Below are 17856 nucleotides of genomic sequence, written 5' to 3'. Positions count from 1 at the left end.
CGATTTAGATTACTTTAGCTTCATTTTTTAGCAAGTTAATAAGTTCTGTTACTTGATCAGCAATGTCGCCTTCTAGAACACGACCAGCTGCTTTTGTTGGTGGCAAATAAATATCAACTGTTTCTGTTTTTGCTTCTACATCGTCTTCGTCAATGTCTAAGTCATCAAGCTCAAGCTCTTCAAGAGGCTTTTTACGAGCTTTCATGATACCTGGTAGCGATGGATAACGCGGTTCGTTAAGACCTTGCTGTGCAGTTACTAGAAGCGGTAGTGACGTTTCGATAGACTCTGAATCGCCTTCCACATCACGCACAATTTTAACGTTCGTTCCGTCGATTTCTAGTTTTGTAATTGTAGTTACATAGTTTATGTTTAGAAGTTCGGCAACACGTGGTCCTACTTGTCCAGAACCTCCGTCGATTGCAACGTTACCAGCAAGAATTAGATCTGCATCTTTGTCTTTCAAATATTCAGCGATAATTTTCGCTGCTGTAAATTCGTCCATCTCATCCAAATCATCTTCGGTGTTAATAAGTACTGCTTTGTCTGCACCCATTGCTAGTGCTGTGCGAAGTTGCTTTTCGGCTTCTTCATCACCAAGTGTAATAACAGTTACTTCGCCACCGTGTGCATCACGTACTTGAATTGCTTCCTCAATCGCGTATTCATCATATGGGTTAATAATAAATTCTGCACCATCGTCGGCAATCTTTCCACCACTAACAGTAATTTTCTCTTCTGTATCAAATGTACGTTTCACTAAAACATAAATATTCATAATACAAACCTCCTCGACTTTTTTAATTATTTCCCTTTAAAATTAGGTTCGCGCTTTTCTAGGAATGCTTGGATTCCTTCTTTCGCGTCCTCGGAGACGAAAACTTCTCCAAATGAATCTGATTCTGCTTTCACACCTTCATAATACGAAGATGGTTTAGAATATTGAAGCATTTCAAGAGCTGCTTTTACCGCAACAGGACCTTTTTTCGCAATTTTCTTAGCAAGTTCCATCGTTTTCGGGAAAAGTTCCTCTTCACTATATGCTTTGTTTGCAAGACCGCAGCGTACTGCTTCTTCACCAGATATCGGCTCGCTTGTAAGTAGCATTTCCGCCGCTTTCGGCATACCGACATATCGTGGAAGACGTTGCGTTCCCGCAAAACCTGGAATCAATCCAAGTTGTAATTCTGGCAAACCAAGTTTTGCATTTTCTGTAACAAGCCTCATATGGCATCCCATCGCAAGTTCAAGGCCCCCACCGAGTGCTGCACCATGAATGGAAGCAATTACAGGTTTACTAAAGCGTTCCAGGCGTTCGAAAACTGCCTGACCACTTGCGGAAAGTTTTGAAAACTCTTCACCCGAAGTGACTGAAGTAAATTCTTTAATATCAGCACCCGCGGAGAAAAACCTTCCCTCGCCACGTAAAACGATTACACGAACAGAGTCATCATTTTCCACTTGATCCATAAGTTCATCGACTTCTAAAATCAACGCTCGTGATAACGCATTTGCAGGTGGCCTATTTATTGTTGCAATAGCTACACCATCTTCAATTGATACGTTAAGAAAATCCATCTTTTCCCACTCCCCGTCTAGCTTCTATACTTATAATCGGTCCCCTTTTGTACATACTCTACTAAGCTTTTAATCCATTCATCAAAAGTCTATGTATTTCTGGCGACAACTTCATTAAATCATACTTTTGATCATTCATCACCCATGAAGTGATTGTTTCGTCAATTGTACCAAACACCATTTGACGTGCCAAACGAATATCGAGGTCTTTTTCTAGCTCTCCATTTTCAATACCTTCTTTTAAAATAGCATCTAGGAGCCCGAGATATTCTTTCAAAACTTCGTTAATTTGTAGTCTTAGTTCTTTGCCCGATTGTCTTAGTTCAAGCTGGGTAACAATTGCAAGATGTCGGTCGTTCTGAAGAACTTTGAAATGGTTATCAATCATCTTAAATAGTTTTTCAGATGACGTTATATCTTTTTCAACAACTTCACGTAGCTTGTCTACAAATATCGCCATTTTCTCGCGAAAAACAGACACTAAAATATCTTCTTTATTTTTAAAATAAAGATAAATGGTACCGTCAGCGACACCGGCTTCTTTTGCAATTTTTGAAACTTGCGCTTGGTGGTAGCCATTTTCTGCGATGACGATTACTGCCGCATCAACAATTTGTTTATACTTCGGCTTATCGCGTTTCACTATTTTTATCACCACCACAATTAAAAAGAATATGAATGATGTCTCATTCATATTCTTATGTTATTATTAAATTACTATTTAGTCAAGCTTAATATTCTGAACTAACTAACTGATTCTTGTTCTTCTTCCTTTTTCTCTTCTGCAATAAGTGTACGGCGTAATATTTTCCCGATTGCAGTTTTCGGAAGTTCGTTTCGGAATTCATAATGTCGTGGAACTTTAAATGCAGCTAATTCTGTACGGCAAAACGTATCAAGTTCCTTTTCTGTTACAGAAGCGCCTTCTTTAAGTACGATATAGGCCTTTACAGTTTCTCCCCTATACGCATCTGGAATTCCAGCAACAACACATTCTTGAATTGCTTCGTGTTCGTAAAGCACTTCTTCAATTTCCCTAGGGTAAATATTAAATCCACCCGCGATAATCATATCTTTTTTCCGATCGACGACATAAAAATAACCCAACTCATCCATATAACCAAGATCGCCAGTTAAAAACCATCCATCACGAAATGTTTTTTCCGTCTCTTCTGGCTTGTTCCAGTAGCCCTTCATCACTTGGGGGCCTTTTACTGCAATTTCGCCAATTTCACCTGGCTTCATCGGTTCGGATGATTCTGGACCTAAAATGCAAGAGTCCGTGTCAGGCCATGGTACGCCGACTGAACCTTTTACACGATTTTCTGCCCAAACAAAGTTCGCATGTGTCACCGGGGATGTTTCGGTCAGCCCATATCCTTCGACAAGTCTACCACCAGTAACCCGTTCAAACTTTTCTTGAATTTCAGCAGGTAGTGGTGCTGACCCACTCAGGCACGCCTTAATCGACGACAAATCATATTTCGTCAAGTCTGGATGATTCAGAAGTCCAATATAAATTGTAGGTGCTCCCGGAAAAAGCGTCGGCTTTTGCTTATCGATTGTTTTCAATGCAGTTTCAATATCAAACTTCGGTAAAAGTATCATCTTGTTAGCTAACATAACCGAAAGAATAAGGACAGTTGTCATACCATAAACGTGAAAGAATGGCAGAATACCAAGCATTGTTTCTTCGCCTTCTTTGGACTTATATAGCCAAGCATCACACATCGCCGTATTTGAAACAAGGTTTTTATGTGTCAGCATTACACCTTTTGGAGGTCCCGTTGTTCCTCCCGTATATTGTAATATAGCAATGTCTTCGTCGAAATCGAAATCATACTTCAGTTTCGCAACATTTGGTTGAGCAATTTTCATCATTTCGGTAAATAAATGATTCACGCCTCGATGTTCTACTTTGACGGACAGACCATTTTCTCGTTTTTGAATAAACGGATAAATTAAGTTCTTCGGGAACGGCAAGTAATCTTTAATCCCTGTAATCATCACATGTTCCAAACTTGTTTTTTTCATTATTTTCGAGACTCTAGGATACAGTAAATCCAATGCAATAATTGCTTTCGCTCCCGAATCAATCATCTGGTACTCCAGTTCTCTTTCGGTGTAAAGCGGATTGGTTTGTACAACAACTGCACCACTATAAAGAATACCGTAAAACGCAATGGCACCTTGCGGACAATTGGGCAGCATAATCGCTACTCGATCACCTTTTACTATCCCAATTGACTTTAGGTAATTGGCAAATTTAACGGCAGAGTCGTGAAATTCTTGAAATGAAATTTCTTTACCTAAAAAGTGGATTGCGGTTTTGTTAGGATACTTCATACTCGCCCTTGTAAGGTATTCCTGTAACGGAATCCTTTCGTAGTTAAGCGTCTTTGGAATTTCGACTGGGTACTGATTCAACCACGGTTTATTCGTCATCAAAAGACCCCTTTCTCACTAACATTATAATTATTTGAATATTCCTACTCCTAATTATAGTATTAAATGAACCCTCTTACAAACACTAATATTAAATAAATAAAAAAAGCGCCAGAAAAAGGCACTTTTTATTGCTTAAATAACCAATAGATTCCTACAAGTACAAATAACGCACACACACCAAATAATATCTTTGATAATTTCTCCATTTTTACACTCCTATGAAATACTAGCCCCAATTACGTAGGAAAGTCCTACTGAGATCGTTAGGGATATAAAACCTACCGATCGGTTATCTTTCTCAATCTCCGCATCTACTTGAAATTTCGGTGTTAGAAATTCAAAAAGTAAATAGGCAAAAACAAGTAAAATAAAGCCGTATAATCCCCAAGCAATCATTTCGGGTAATGAGTTATGTCTTTCAATCGAATAGCGAAAGATATTGCAAACCCCAAAAATTTTACCCCCTGTTGCCATGGCCACTGAAAGATTACCTTTTTTAATTTGTTCCCAGTTTTTATATTTCGTAACAAGTTCAAATAACACCATCGAAACAATAAGACAAAGGACAACTACACTAAAATACCCGGCAGCTTCGACAAATGGATTGGTCCAAAAAGCAGTTTTCGTCATAAGAAAGGCTCCTTTAATAGTTAGTCATTCTTACCTATACGGATACCGGGTAGAAAGGTTTCATTTTCTTTCACTATTTCAATTCAACTACTGTTACACCATGTCCTCCTTCACTGGATTCACCAAATCGATAAGTTTTTACGCGCGAATGATTTTTCAAATACTTTTGAACGGCTTGCCTTAACACGCCAGTTCCTTTTCCGTGAATAATGGATACTTGATGATAATTTGAAAGGATTGCATCATCTAGATATTTTTCTGTACGAATGAGTGCATCTTCATACCGTTCTCCTCGTAAGTCAAGCTCCAGTTTAACGTGAGAATCGCGTCCCCTTACAGAAGTAGAAATATAAGTTTGTTTTTCTTTTTCTGGTTTTATATATTGTAGGCCTGATTCATCGAGTTTCATTTTCAAAATCCCGATTTGAACAATCCATTCTTTTGCTGAAACTTTATCAAGAAGCGTACCTTTTTGACCGTAACTAAGTACTTTCACTTCATCTCCAACGGCGAGTGGTCTCGGTCCTTCTTTCGCTTGGATCGCTTTTTTCTTTTCACGATCGGGCGCTGCATTTTCAAGCCGTTTTCTCGCTTCGATGAGCTCATGTTCTTTGACATTTGTTCCTGCATTTAGTTGTAAAGCTCTTAAATCTGAAATAACTGCTTCTGATTCACGTTTTGCATCTTCTACAATTTTTCGAGCCCGTTCTTTCGCTTTTTCTTTAAGAGCACTCTCCGTCTTTTCAAATTCAGTTAGTCTTTCCTCGAGTTCACGTTTCAAACGTTCGGTCTCAAGTAAAACAGCATGCGTTTTTTCCGCATCTTTTTCCGATTGAACCCGGCTATCTTCAAGTGATGCAATCATTGATTCCACTTCGCCGCGGTCTGTCCCGGTAAATGTTTTCGCTCGATCGATGATTCGATCAGATAGGCCGAGACGTTTTGATATTTCAAATGCATTACTACGTCCTGGCACACCAATTAGTAACCGGTAAGTTGGACTTAATGTATCAATATCAAATTCAACGCTGGCGTTGGCAATACCTGGACGATTATAACCGTATGCTTTCAATTCCGGGTAATGTGTCGTTGCAAGTACCCGCGCACCTCTACCGTGAACTTCGTCAAGGATAGAAATTGCAAGTGCCGCTCCTTCTTGTGGATCCGTACCTGAACCAAGCTCATCCAAAATAATGAGTGATTGATCATCGTATTTTTTCAATATATCTATAATATTGACCATGCGAGATGAAAATGTACTCAAACTTTGTTCAATCGATTGTTCATCTCCAATATCGGCGTAAACCGAATCAAACACAGCAATCTCCGACCCATCAAGTGCGGGGATTGGTAATCCGGCTTGCGCCATCAAGACAGACAATCCAACCGTTTTAAGTGTCACAGTCTTCCCACCTGTATTCGGGCCTGTAATGACAATCGTTGTAATATCTTTTCCAAATTCGATATTGTTTGCAACGGCTTCCTCAACGGGTAAAAGTGGATGCCATGCTTGTGACAAACGAATATAACCGTTATTATTCACTTCGGGTTTTGTGTACTTATTAACGGTTCCGTATTTTGCCTTCGCCAAGACAACATCAATCTCAGACAAAATATCAATTAACACGAACAGATCATGTGCAACTTCTTGGACCTTCGCAGACAGTTCCAGAAGAATTTTATCTATTTCTTCTTGTTCTTTTAATTTCAAGTTTCTAATTTCATTATTGGCTTGTACAACAGCATCCGGTTCAATGAATACTGTCTGTCCAGAAGAAGACATGTCATGAATGACGCCTGCGTAATGTGAACGATATTCCGACTTTACCGGGATAACGAATCGATCATTACGTATCGTCACAATCGTGTCAGACAACATTTTTGCCGCGTTGGGTCCTCGGGTATAACTTTCTAGTCTTTCCCTTACACGGGCCTCTTGCATCCGTAATCCGGAGCGTATGGATCGAAGTGCTCCAGAAGCACTGTCAACAACGTGACCATTGTCGTCAATCGCCGAATTGATTTCATGTTCCAATCCTGTCAAAACAGGGATTGCATCTTTTTTCACTATAAAGTGTGGAATTTTAATATCTTCGTCCACTACGACACCTTCGATAAAGTGACGTAAAATACGACTTGCACGAATTGTATTTGACGTTTCCATTAGTTCATATGCGCTTAATAAACCACCCATTTGGGCACGTTTTGCATGCGGTCTAATATCTTTAATGCCACCCATTGGAACATTTCCACGCACACGCAAAATGGCCAAACCTTCATCTGTTTCTTCAAGAAGACGAAGCACTTCCGCGAAATCACTTACTGGTACAAGTTTTTCCATATGGGAACGTCCGACTGATGATGTACAATGTGCTGCAACAAGCTCTCTGATTTTGTCAAACTCAAGTGTTTTTAAGACACGGGTTTCCATTGTCTTACACTACCTTTCATTTTCCCGTAATTTCACGGATGAATTTATCTAACGGCCATGTGTTAACGACCGTTTCTTTTTTCAGCCAAGCCTTCTGGCTGTATTTGACGCCGATTTCCATAACGTCGAGTTGTTCAATTGCGTGTGCATCTGTATTGATGGCAATATGAACGCCCGCTTCTTGGGCCATAATAAGATGTTCTGTCGCAAGATCAAGTCGGTATGGACTACCGTTCAACTCCAAAATCTTACCATATTCCTTCGCCCAACGAATAAGTTGCGGTACATCTACGTTGTATCCTTCCCGCTGCCCAATAATACGGCCTGTTGGATGTGCAATCATATTGACATGTGGATTTTTCATCGCTGTATGCAGTCTATCCATAATTTCCTCTTGTGATTGACTAAAACTTGAATGAATTGAGGCAATAACAAAATCAAGTTCAGACAATAAATCATCATCAAAATCGAGTGTGGCGTTTGGTAGAATATCCATTTCCGTTCCACAAAAGATTTCAATATCATCGTATTCTTTATTTAACAAACGAATTTCTTCTATTTGTTCACGAAGGCGTTCCGGAGTTAACCCGTTCGCTACTTTCAAATAGTGAGAATGATCCGTAATCACGATATGGGAATACCCTTTCGTACGGGCAGCCTCAACCATTTCACGAACAGAATGCGCTCCGTCAGACCATGTGGAGTGCATATGCAAGTCTGAACGAATATCCTCCAATTTAACGAGCCCGGCTAGTTCTTCTGCTCGGTCAAGTTCCGTTCCATTTCTACGAACCGCCGGTGGGATAAACGGCAAATTAAAGTAATTGAAAAACTGTTCTTCTGATTCAAATGTTGTGACTATCCCATCTTGGTCTTCTACACCGTACTCACTAATTTTTAACCCTTTAGATTTGGCGAGTTGACGCATTCGCACATTGTGATCTTTCGAACCCGTGAAATGATGGATTGCAGATGCAAACTGCTCTTCTTTTACGAAACGAAAATCCGCATCGATTGCCTCTTCCAAATCTAACGTGACAGAAAGTTTGGAATCACCTGCTGCAATGGTTGCAACCATAGGTAACGAAGCAAGTAGTTTCTCACGCACAATACTCGGCTCTTCCGTGACGATGATAAAGTCCACATCGCTGCTTTCTTCTTCCGTTCGGCGGTAACTTCCAGCAACGGAAAAACGTTTGATTTCCGGGATAGCTTGTAGTTCTTCTTCAACAAAAGAAACCACTTTTTCCATTTGCCAAATCGGAAACTTTCCGGCTCTCGTTCCTAAAATATCAATTTCAGTTAAGTAATTCTCTTCTGTTTTCTTTCCAAAACCAGGGACTTTGCTAACTCTTCCTTCAACACATGCTAATCGTAAAGATTCAACCGAGTCAATCCCGATTGCATCATGCAATTTTGCAATTCTTTTACCACCTAGACCAGGTATTTTCAATAAAGGAACAAGGCCTTTTGGCACCGTTTCTTCTAGTTCATTAAGAAGATTGGACTCACCTTTTTCAATAAGGTCCGTAATGACCGCCCCTGTCCCTTTTCCGATCCCTTTTAACTTTAAAATATCATCCATTTCAGATAGGCTTCGCGGGTCCAGTTCCAGGACGTTTGCTGCTGTTCTAAATGCAGACACTTTAAAATGGTTTTCCCCAAGTAGCTCCATATATAAAGCGATTTTTTCAAATGTACGTATAATTGTTTTTTTATTCAACATAAACCCTCCCAGTTTTAAAAAGCTCCCCCTCCATTATAGGGGGGAAGCTGTCACTTTGTATAAATATACCACCAGTTTTTCACTGATTCCGACAAAAATGGTGTATGTTCAAATAGTGCTTCTGCAAGTATGGACTTGACCAATAGGTTTTGAAACAGGTCAATCGGTAACATCGCAACAAGATAAAGAACAAGAAAAGTAATAATGTAAAACTCGACCATTCCGAATGCCGCACCGACAATTCTCGAAACGAAACCAAGGACCGGTAAATACTTTAGGGAGTCAAACATCGAGGCAATGAGTTGCAAAGCAAATTTGACGACAAGAAAAATTAAGACAAAAGCAAGCAACCTATAAAATGTCTGATCGAGATCCAATTGCTCTACGGCAAAAGTAAGTTTCGACCCAGCAGTAACACCCGGATAAGGAATCCAAAGGACAAACTTTTCAGCAAGTATTTGATAGTATTTATAAGCAACGACGAGTGCAACAATAAAACCTGTCATATGTATGATTTGTACGATAAGTCCACGCCTAAATCCGGTGATTAATCCAGCAAGGAGCATAATAATAATTAGTAAATCTAGCATATAGTCCGTCAACCCTTCAACTTGTTCAACTCTTCTTCCATTAATTGAACTTTCTCTTGTAACTTCACATAATCATGTACACTGTTAATAGCGGTTAGCACTGCGATTTTTGGAATGTCGAGATTCGGATTACGGGAGCTAATTTCCCTCATCTTGTCATCGACCATCGAGGCGACCAGTCGCATGTGTGTACTGGATTCGGTCCCTACCATCTTATATGTCTGACCGAATATCTCTACTGATATGCGAGTTTTCTGTTCGTCCGCCAATGTCTTGACCTCCCTCATCAAACTCTAATTATAATCATACCATGAAACTCTTTTACTTGGAATAAAGTCGACGAAAGGAAGTTTTAAATTGAGTAACCAAGTCATTATTGTAAATGATCACATGTTAAAAAAAGTAATGAATCACTATTTATCTACAAAAGTTGTCCGTAACGCACCTGGCGTTATTTTTGCGGCTAAACTACCCGATACAGCGATTACTGCATATAAATCCGGGAAGGTACTCTTCCAAGGCGCTGGTGCCGAACGTGAAGCTTCCCTTTGGGGTAAAACAGAAACTAAATCGACTCCATCGGGCTCGACAACAAAAGGGGATGTGCTTCCCGAACGTTTTGCGGAACGGTCTGTCGTCGGTTCCGATGAAACTGGAACGGGCGATTTCTTTGGACCGGTTACGGTTGCGGCGTGTTATGTCCGTGCCGACCAGCTTGAACTTGTACGCGAACTTGGCGTGAAAGATTCCAAACAACTAACAGACGACCTAATGCTGAAAATTGCCCCTGATTTGAAAGCGACACTTATTTATAGTGTATTGACATTGGATAATGATAAATACAATGACGTACAAGCACGCGGTTGGTCACAAGGTAAAATCAAAGCACTCCTTCATAACCAAGCCCTTAAGCATGTGCTTCGAAAAATGGGCGATGAAAAACCCGAATATGTTTTGATAGACCAATTTGCGGCACGTGGTATTTATTATAATCACATTAAAGAAGAATCTGAAATCATACGAGATAATGTCTTATTTTCGACAAAAGCGGAAGGACTTCACCTTTCTGTTGCAGCTGCATCCATCATTGCACGTGTGGCATTCCTCGAGGCAATGGGTACATTAAGTAAAAAGGCCGGCATGACACTTCCGAAAGGAGCAGGTTCGAAAGTAGATGAAGTAGCCGCTAAAATATTATTGAAACACGGGGAAGACAAATTAAAATCGATGACTAAATGGCATTTTGCAAATGCAGGAAAAGCGAAGAAGATTGCGGCAAAGAAAAGAATGTAGCTTATATTTATATAAGCTAAACTAAAAAAATCTTACTTACGACGCTCGACGCTAGGGGATGCCTCAAGTAGTCGCCTTCGCCGGAGATTACGTGGAAATCATAAGTTCAACCTGTATGAGTCGATTTCATAATTCACTATTTTAACTTAAAATACGAATGATAATGGGGTTTAAAGTTTATTGTTCATTAATATAGAAGGCGTTTCGTTGATTGAAGCCGTGCCCACGGAAAGCGTCCGCCCGAAGCGGAAATCAACTTTGTTCGTATTTCAACACTAAATCTTCTATTATGAAATTAACTCATATAGTAACAAACAAAGGCCGCTGCGGGGAAAAATCCCGTTAGCGGCCTTTCTGCTTGTTTATTAAGTTACCCGCGAAGCAGTGCTCCTGCTTCATTCGTTAATGCCGTTAGTACATTTTCATGTGCTTTGACAACTTCTTCGTCTGTTAGTGTACGTTCAGGATTTGCGTAAGTTAGTGAGAAAGCGACGGATTTCTTGCCTTCTTCCACATTGTCTCCTTCGTACAGGTCAAACAGACGAACCTCTTTCAATAATTCCCCACCAGCACCGCGTATGACTGCTTCAAGCGCTCCTGCGGATGTTTCTCTAGAAACAACAAGTGCAATGTCTCTGGAACTCGATGGGAACCTTGGAACAGGTACGTAAAGTAGCTCATCCATTTCGATAGCTAGAACGTTTGCAAGGTTCATTTCCATTACATACGTATTTTTCAAATCACGTTTTTTCTGTTCGGTTGGGTGAACTTGCCCAATTAAGCCGATACGTTCTTCGTTATATAAAATAATCGCTGTACGTCCAGGGTGCATGCCGTCAATTACAGTTTGTTCGAATGACAATCCTTCAACAAGACCAAGGCTATCCATCATTCCTTCAACAATCCCTTTTAAAACGTAGAAATCAACTGATTTCGTTTCCGCTTGCCATGCATGATCTACCCATTTGCCAGTAATAACCGCGGCAACATGTTCCACTTCTTTCGGAAGACCTTCTTCCGTTTCGCCAAGGAAAACAGATCCTGTTTCATACAATGCGACTGAATCATTACGGCGTGCAACGTTATACGTCGCCGCTTCCAGTAGATGCGGAATTAGACTTTGACGAAGTACGCTTCGGTCTTCACTCATCGGCATGAGAAGTTTTGTAAGTGGTGCCGTTTCTAGTGCGTACTTTTGAGCTTGGTCTTTTGATGTTAATGAATACGTCAATGCCTGATAAAGTCCTGCACCTTCAAGGAACGCTCTTACTGTACGGCGCTTCGCCTGATAAGGAGTCAATCCACCCGGTTTTGATTCCGTTACGGGTAGCGTCACTGGAATATGATCATAGCCATATAACCGTGCAATCTCTTCAATAATATCTTCTTCAATACGAAGGTCTTGTCTACGAGTCGGTGCATCAATAACAAGCAAGCCGTTGACCGCTTCTGTATTAATTTTCAACCGTCCCAAGATTGACAACATTTCTTCAAGGGAAATTTTCATCCCAAGGCGATTGTTAATGTAATCCGGTGAAATGATAATACGGGCAGGTGTTTTATCAAGCTCATCGATAATTACAGAACCCGATAATACGTCCCCGCCAGCAAGTTCCGACATAAGTTGTGCTGCACGTTCTGCCGCCGCAATGACTCGTTCCGGATCGACACCTTTTTCAAATCGCGTGCTCGCATCGCTTCGAAGGCCATGCTCTTTTGACGTCTGACGAATCGATGCGGGTGCAAAATATGCAGATTCGATCACAACTGTAGTTGTTCCTTCGTGAACTTCTGAATTTAAACCACCCATAACCCCTGCAATCGCAACCGGTTCTTGTCCATTTGTAATGACAAGTTGGTCTGCTTTCAAGATGCGCTCAGAATCGTCGAGCGTCGTAATTTTCTCGCCTTCTTCTGCTAGGCGAACAGCAATTTCACCTGTTTCTAGACGATCGTAGTCAAATGCGTGTAGAGGTTGACCGTACTCCATTAATACGTAATTCGTTATATCTACAACGTTATTATGTGGACGAATCCCCGCAGCCATCAAACGGTTTTGTAGCCATAACGGCGACTCACCGATTTTGACGTTCTTCACAACTTTTGCTACATACATCGGATTGGCCTCAAGTGCATCTACTCGAAGCGTAAGATAATCCTCCGCTTTTTCACTCGACTCCGTATAAGCAATTTCCGGGAGCACTACTTCGTTTGATAAAATCGCTCCTACCTCATAGGCAACACCTAACATACTTAGTGCATCCGAGCGGTTCGGCGTCAAATCGAATTCAAACACAGTATCATCGAGCCCTAGGAGTGGAAGTGCATTTTCCCCAGGTACGGCACTTTCAGGAAGTACATAAATACCTTCTGCATATGCTTTAGGTACAAGTTTTCCTTCAATCGCAAGTTCCTGAAGCGAGCAAATCATTCCGTTTGATGCTTCACCGCGAAGTTTTGCCTCTTTAATTTTGAAATTACCAGGAAGTACTGCACCAGGTCGCGCAACAATTACTTTTTGTCCTTCCGCAACGTTGGCTGCACCACAAATAATTTGCGTCGTTTCTTCACCAACATCAACTTGACAAATACGTAGTTTGTCTGCCTCTGGATGCTGTACGCATTCCAATACATGCCCAACCACGACATGAGACATCCCTTGTGAACGGTCAATAATCGCATCCACTTCAATACCAGAACGTGTAATTCGCTCTGCAAGGTCTTCTGTTAAAATTCCTTCTATATTTACATATTCACTCAACCATTTTGTAGATACTAACATATTATTCCCTCCTCACGCTTCCGTCCGGTGGAATTGCGATACAAAACGCACGTCATTCGTATAGAAATGACGGATATCTTCCACACCATATTTCAACATTGCAACTCGTTCAGGTCCCATACCAAATGCAAACCCTGTCACGACGGACGGATCATAGCCCGCCATCTTCAACACGTTTGGATGCACCATTCCAGCACCTAATATTTCAATCCAGCCTGTTTTTTTACACACGTTACAGCCGTCTCCACTACATTTAAAGCATGAAATATCCATTTCAACAGACGGTTCTGTGAACGGGAAAAAGCTTGGACGTAGTCGAATTTCACGCTCATCGCCAAACATTTTCTTCGCGAACAAAGAAAGGGTTCCTTTTAAATCACTCATACGAATATTTTCCCCAATGACGAGCCCTTCGATTTGCGTAAACTGGTGTGAATGCGTCGCATCATCGCTGTCGCGTCGGTACACTTTCCCAGGACAAATAATCTTAATTGGTGCTCCGCCTTTTGCTTCCATCGTACGGGCTTGTACAGGTGATGTATGCGTGCGCAACAAGATATCTTCTGAAATGTAAAACGAATCTTGCATATCGCGCGCTGGATGCCCTTTCGGCAAGTTAAGAGCTTCGAAGTTGTAATAATCTTTCTCCACTTCTGGCCCTTCCGCAATTTCATAGCCCATGCTGATGAAGAAATCTTCAATCTCCTCAACGACACGCGTGAGAGGATGATGATTTCCCGTGCGTGCAGGTCGGCCTGGGAGGGTAACGTCAATCGATTCTTTTTCAAGCTGTTCATTGATCGCTTGTTCTTCCAATTTCACCATGCGTTCTTCAAGTACTTCCGTTACCGATTCACGAATGACGTTGACAAGTGCCCCCATTTTCGGACGCTCTTCAGCAGGAAGTTTCCCCATGCCTTTAAGTAAGTCGGTTATAGGACCTTTTCTGCCTAGGTAGGCAACACGAACTTCATTCAAATCTTTTAAGTTTGTCGCTTCTGTAATTCGCTCGAGCACACGCTCTTTTAATTCTTTTAACTGTTGCTCCATACTAAACTGATTCTCCTTTTTCAAAATCTATGGCACCCGCCGAATAAAACAAAAAACCCCGCCCCTTATAAAAGGGACGAGGACGATTTCGCGGTACCACCCTGATTATCACGCCAATACAACCGCGTGATCACTCAAATCGGAATAACGGTCCGGCACCGGCACGCCTTTACAGATTTCTCTGGTCCCGGCGGCAGCTTACGGGTGAACTTCAACAGACACTAGCCATCTGCGCTTTCAGTCTAGGCGCGGACTCCCTTTTGCAACATGTATTGTTTACTTTTCCCGATCAATGCTTTTGATTTAATAACACTGCCATTGATTATACCCGATATATCTTTGTTCTTCAACAATATCGTTAATTTTTAGAATACGTATACAGAAGGATTCCCGTTGCAACCGCAACATTAAGAGATTCTGCTTTTCCGTAAAGTGGAATCATGACCGTTTTATCGGCAAGTGAAAGGAGCTCCGGATTGACACCACTTCCCTCATTTCCAACAATCAATGCGAAATCGGATTGAATGTCCGCCTCTGTATGCGTCACAGCGTTTTGCAAGCCTGTTCCCAATACCGGAATACCGTTCGTTTTCAATCGTTCAACCCACTCCGTAAGTTCTCCCCTAACAACAGGAATATTGAAATGGGATCCTTGACCGGCTCGTACTGTTTTCGGATTATATGGATCCGCTGTCCCTTTTCCTAATATAACAGCTGCCATGCCGGCCGCATCTGCAGTTCGAATCATTGTCCCTACATTCCCGGGATCTTGAACGGAATCTATTAGAAGGACTTTTTTCCAAGATGCATACTGTTCCTCCCCATGCACCGGCTGGCGGCAATGAGCAAATATACCTTGTGAGCGTTCTGTTTCTGCAATTTCTTTTGCAACTGCATTATTTACTTCTACGATATGTACACCTTCAATATTCCAATCGCTTGGAATCTCTACATCATCACGGACGATTAACGCAAGAATTGCTCCGTTATTTTTCAGCGCTTCTTCTACGAGATGAAATCCTTCAACAACGAATTCTCCCGATGTATCACGTTCTTTTCGAGTAAGCACAAGCTTTTTCCAATGTTTCACAAGTGAGTTTTGAACCGATTCAATACGTTTCATTAATTTGTACCGCCTTTTTTCTTTTAGTGTAACAAATGTTAGTATAGTTGGCGATGAATGTGTACAAAATGGAATGGAGGAGGCTGATAAAATGGATTTTCAAATACGTGATGCCATATCGGCAAATATGACAAACAATACAGCAGAGGATATCCGCGGTGTCGTCGAAGATGCTATTAAACGAGGCGAAGAACACCTTCTACCTGGACTTGGTGTCTTTTTCGAAAAACTTTGGAACAGTGCGGGTGAACAAGAAAAGTCAAAAATGGCCGGCGAGTTGGCCCAAGTATTTCAAGCGAGTTGAATAAGTCTAAAGCCGCCCTAGTTATAGGGCGGCTTTTTTGTTTTCAAGAACATCTTCATACGATTATTCCTCCACGATGTACTTCTTAATCTCTATATAATAAATCAAGTACTGCATAAACCCCAAAAACAACAATCCAATAATCATCCACATTTTCCCGATTGGCAATACAATATATAACACCGCTAGAATGGGTATGGCCGATACAAAAAATGTATACACTTTTTTTGTCGCCAGCCCTGTTGCCTGCTGAAATAATTCATCATCTTCTATATACTCCGGTGGCTTCAAATAAAATGGTGAAATTTTTTTTTGTGGATATTGCCGGTTATGTTTCACTAATTTCATGAAAAAGGTGATTAAACTACCAATTAAAAGAACAAATAAACTATAAAAGAAAATTAGATTCGACTCAAAGTTTAAAATAAATGTGACTTCGTCTGTACCCTCTTCAATAACAGCTGTTGTCCCAACTAGATAAACAGTCGCTGCGATTAATAGAATAAAGCACATCATCCATAATGGAAACGTAATTCTCATATCATTTTTCATCTTTCTCCTCCCCTTCCAACCAAAATAATTCATTAATATCACAGGCGAGTGCACGGGCGAGTTTCAATGATAAAGTTACGGACGGTGAAAATTCCCCTTTTTCGATAAAACCAATTGTCTGTCGTGTAACGCCTACTCGTTTCGCAAGTTCAATTTGCGTGTAATCATGGCGTGCTCGTAATTCTTTTAATCGGTTCTTCAGCATCACGACACCTCCTACTCCAAATGTACACAATACTTAACATTAGGTAAAGTATTGTGTACATTATGTTATGTTTAAAGAACAAAAAAAGTCCGGGTATAAGGACCCGAACTTTTTAAAGACGCATTATATTATAGTAAAGATGCAAGTACTGCTTTTTGTGCATGTAGTCGATTTCCCGCTTGTTGGAAGACGTATGAGTTGGGACCATCAATGACCGATGTGGCCACTTCTTCTTCACGATGTGCTGGTAAGCAATGCAAGAACATATAATCTTTCTTTGCATAGGCAACTAATTCGTCGTTAATTTGAAAATCCTTAAATTCTTCAAGGCGTTTTGCCGCTTCTTCTTCCTGCCCCATACTCGTCCAAGTATCTGTGTAGACAACATCCGCATCCGTTACTGCTTCAACTGGGTTTGTTGTTTCAAGGACGCTTCCTTCATTTGCCTCGGCAATCGCTTTCGCTTTTACAAGTAAATTAGGGTTAAATTCATAACCTTGCGGGGTCGCCACCACAACATGCATCCCCATATGCGCCGCAGCAATTACGAGGGAGTGAGCCACATTATTGCCATCGCCCACATACACAAGTTTGTATCCCGCCAATGATCCTTTAACTTCTAAAATTGTTAGTAAATCCGCTAATGCTTGGCATGGGTGATAAATATCTGTTAAGCCGTTAATAATTGGAATTGTCGAATGCTCGGCTAATTCTTTCACCATTTCATGGGAATTCGCGCGAATCATTACCCCATCCAAATACTCCGATAACACATGCCCCGTATCGTAAACAGACTCTCCGCGTCCAATTTGCATATCGCGTGCATTCATGAACATCGCTTGCCCACCAAGTTGGTTCATCCCAACTTCGAACGAGATACGTGTGCGTGTTGAATGTTTCTCAAAAATCATGCCAAGCGTCTTTCCAGCCAGAATAGGCGGCATATCCCCCAACAACATATTCTTTTTCATTTGATTTGCGTAGTTTAATAAATACGAGATTTCCTCACTTGTATAATCTAACAATGTTAATAAATCTCGGCCTTTTAAACCTTTTGCAATTTCACTTGTAGGTATATCACATTTCAACATTCCGCCATCCCCTATCATCGATTTCGATTGTATATATGATTATATGTATGCAT

The 17856-nt window shown here is 41.0% G+C and carries 17 protein-coding genes and 1 other annotated feature; of the genes, 2 read left to right on the top strand and 15 right to left on the bottom strand.

The genetic code is table 11. The features are described 5' to 3' along the window. Positions 1-4: 4 nt before the first annotated feature. From KSU66_RS06075 to zapA, 9 genes are all read right to left on the bottom strand, one after another. Positions 5-778 (bottom strand): electron transfer flavoprotein subunit beta/FixA family protein, encoded by a 774-nt coding sequence (locus KSU66_RS06075; RefSeq protein WP_269050521.1) that lies wholly within the window; start codon positions 776-778, stop codon positions 5-7. A 26-nt stretch (positions 779-804) separates the two neighbouring features. Then, on the bottom strand, positions 805-1578 hold the full coding sequence (locus KSU66_RS06070; protein WP_269050520.1) for an enoyl-CoA hydratase: 774 nt from the start codon (positions 1576-1578) through the stop codon (positions 805-807). A gap of 61 nt (positions 1579-1639) precedes the next feature. Then, positions 1640-2221 carry a TetR/AcrR family transcriptional regulator gene (locus tag KSU66_RS06065; protein ID WP_269050519.1) on the bottom strand — a complete coding sequence of 194 codons (582 nt, stop codon included), beginning with the start codon at positions 2219-2221 and terminating at the stop codon, positions 1640-1642. Between the two features lie 101 nt (positions 2222-2322). After that, positions 2323-4023, bottom strand: a complete 1701-nt coding sequence (locus KSU66_RS06060; RefSeq protein WP_329958780.1) for an AMP-binding protein — start codon at positions 4021-4023, stop codon at positions 2323-2325. Between the two features lie 219 nt (positions 4024-4242). Beyond that, positions 4243-4656, bottom strand: coding sequence for a DUF350 domain-containing protein (locus tag KSU66_RS06055; RefSeq protein WP_269050517.1), 414 nt, complete (start codon positions 4654-4656; stop codon positions 4243-4245). Positions 4657-4729: 73 nt separating this feature from the next. Beyond that, on the bottom strand, positions 4730-7087 hold the full coding sequence (locus KSU66_RS06050; protein ID WP_269050516.1) for an endonuclease MutS2: 2358 nt from the start codon (positions 7085-7087) through the stop codon (positions 4730-4732). 16 nt (positions 7088-7103) lie between these two features. Beyond that, positions 7104-8813, bottom strand: coding sequence for a DNA polymerase/3'-5' exonuclease PolX (gene polX / locus KSU66_RS06045; protein ID WP_269050515.1), 1710 nt, complete (start codon positions 8811-8813; stop codon positions 7104-7106). 50 nt (positions 8814-8863) lie between these two features. Further along, entirely contained in the window at positions 8864-9403 is a 540-nt protein-coding gene (locus KSU66_RS06040; RefSeq protein ID WP_269050514.1) for a CvpA family protein, read from the bottom strand. A gap of 8 nt (positions 9404-9411) precedes the next feature. Continuing rightward, a complete protein-coding gene (zapA, locus tag KSU66_RS06035; RefSeq protein ID WP_269050513.1) occupies positions 9412-9672 on the bottom strand; it encodes a cell division protein ZapA in 261 nt (86 codons plus the stop codon). Between the two features lie 88 nt (positions 9673-9760). On the opposite strand from zapA, the gene rnhC reads away from it, so the two are divergent. After that, positions 9761-10696, top strand: a complete 936-nt coding sequence (gene rnhC / locus KSU66_RS06030) for a ribonuclease HIII (protein WP_269050512.1) — start codon at positions 9761-9763, stop codon at positions 10694-10696. Positions 10697-11066: 370 nt separating this feature from the next. Here rnhC and pheT read toward each other — a convergent pair whose 3' ends face one another. From pheT to KSU66_RS06015, 3 genes are all read right to left on the bottom strand, one after another. Next, complete coding sequence (gene pheT / locus KSU66_RS06025) at positions 11067-13478, bottom strand: phenylalanine--tRNA ligase subunit beta (RefSeq protein ID WP_269050511.1); 2412 nt, start codon at positions 13476-13478, stop codon at positions 11067-11069. A gap of 12 nt (positions 13479-13490) precedes the next feature. Beyond that, on the bottom strand, positions 13491-14528 hold the full coding sequence (gene pheS / locus KSU66_RS06020; protein ID WP_269050573.1) for a phenylalanine--tRNA ligase subunit alpha: 1038 nt from the start codon (positions 14526-14528) through the stop codon (positions 13491-13493). Between the two features lie 69 nt (positions 14529-14597). Further along, positions 14598-14830: a binding site (T-box leader), on the bottom strand. A 56-nt stretch (positions 14831-14886) separates the two neighbouring features. Further along, positions 14887-15651 (bottom strand): TrmH family RNA methyltransferase, encoded by a 765-nt coding sequence (locus KSU66_RS06015; protein WP_269050510.1) that lies wholly within the window; start codon positions 15649-15651, stop codon positions 14887-14889. Between the two features lie 91 nt (positions 15652-15742). On the opposite strand from KSU66_RS06015, the gene sspI reads away from it, so the two are divergent. Beyond that, complete coding sequence (sspI, locus tag KSU66_RS06010; RefSeq protein WP_269050509.1) at positions 15743-15955, top strand: small acid-soluble spore protein SspI; 213 nt, start codon at positions 15743-15745, stop codon at positions 15953-15955. A gap of 63 nt (positions 15956-16018) precedes the next feature. On the opposite strand, the gene KSU66_RS06005 is transcribed toward sspI, so the two are convergent. From KSU66_RS06005 to argF, 3 genes are all read right to left on the bottom strand, one after another. Beyond that, positions 16019-16507, bottom strand: coding sequence for a hypothetical protein (locus KSU66_RS06005; RefSeq protein ID WP_269050508.1), 489 nt, complete (start codon positions 16505-16507; stop codon positions 16019-16021). Further along, positions 16497-16712: a helix-turn-helix transcriptional regulator gene (locus KSU66_RS06000; protein ID WP_269050507.1), complete on the bottom strand. Its 216-nt coding sequence runs from the start codon at positions 16710-16712 to the stop codon at positions 16497-16499. The genes KSU66_RS06005 and KSU66_RS06000 overlap by 11 nt, the downstream gene beginning before the upstream one ends. Before the next feature lie 128 nt (positions 16713-16840). Further along, complete coding sequence (gene argF, locus KSU66_RS05995; protein WP_269050506.1) at positions 16841-17803, bottom strand: ornithine carbamoyltransferase; 963 nt, start codon at positions 17801-17803, stop codon at positions 16841-16843. Positions 17804-17856 lie beyond the last annotated feature (53 nt).

This window comes from Sporosarcina sp. G11-34 (assembly GCF_026931025.1).
This window is presented reverse-complemented; position numbering and strand designations above follow the sequence as displayed.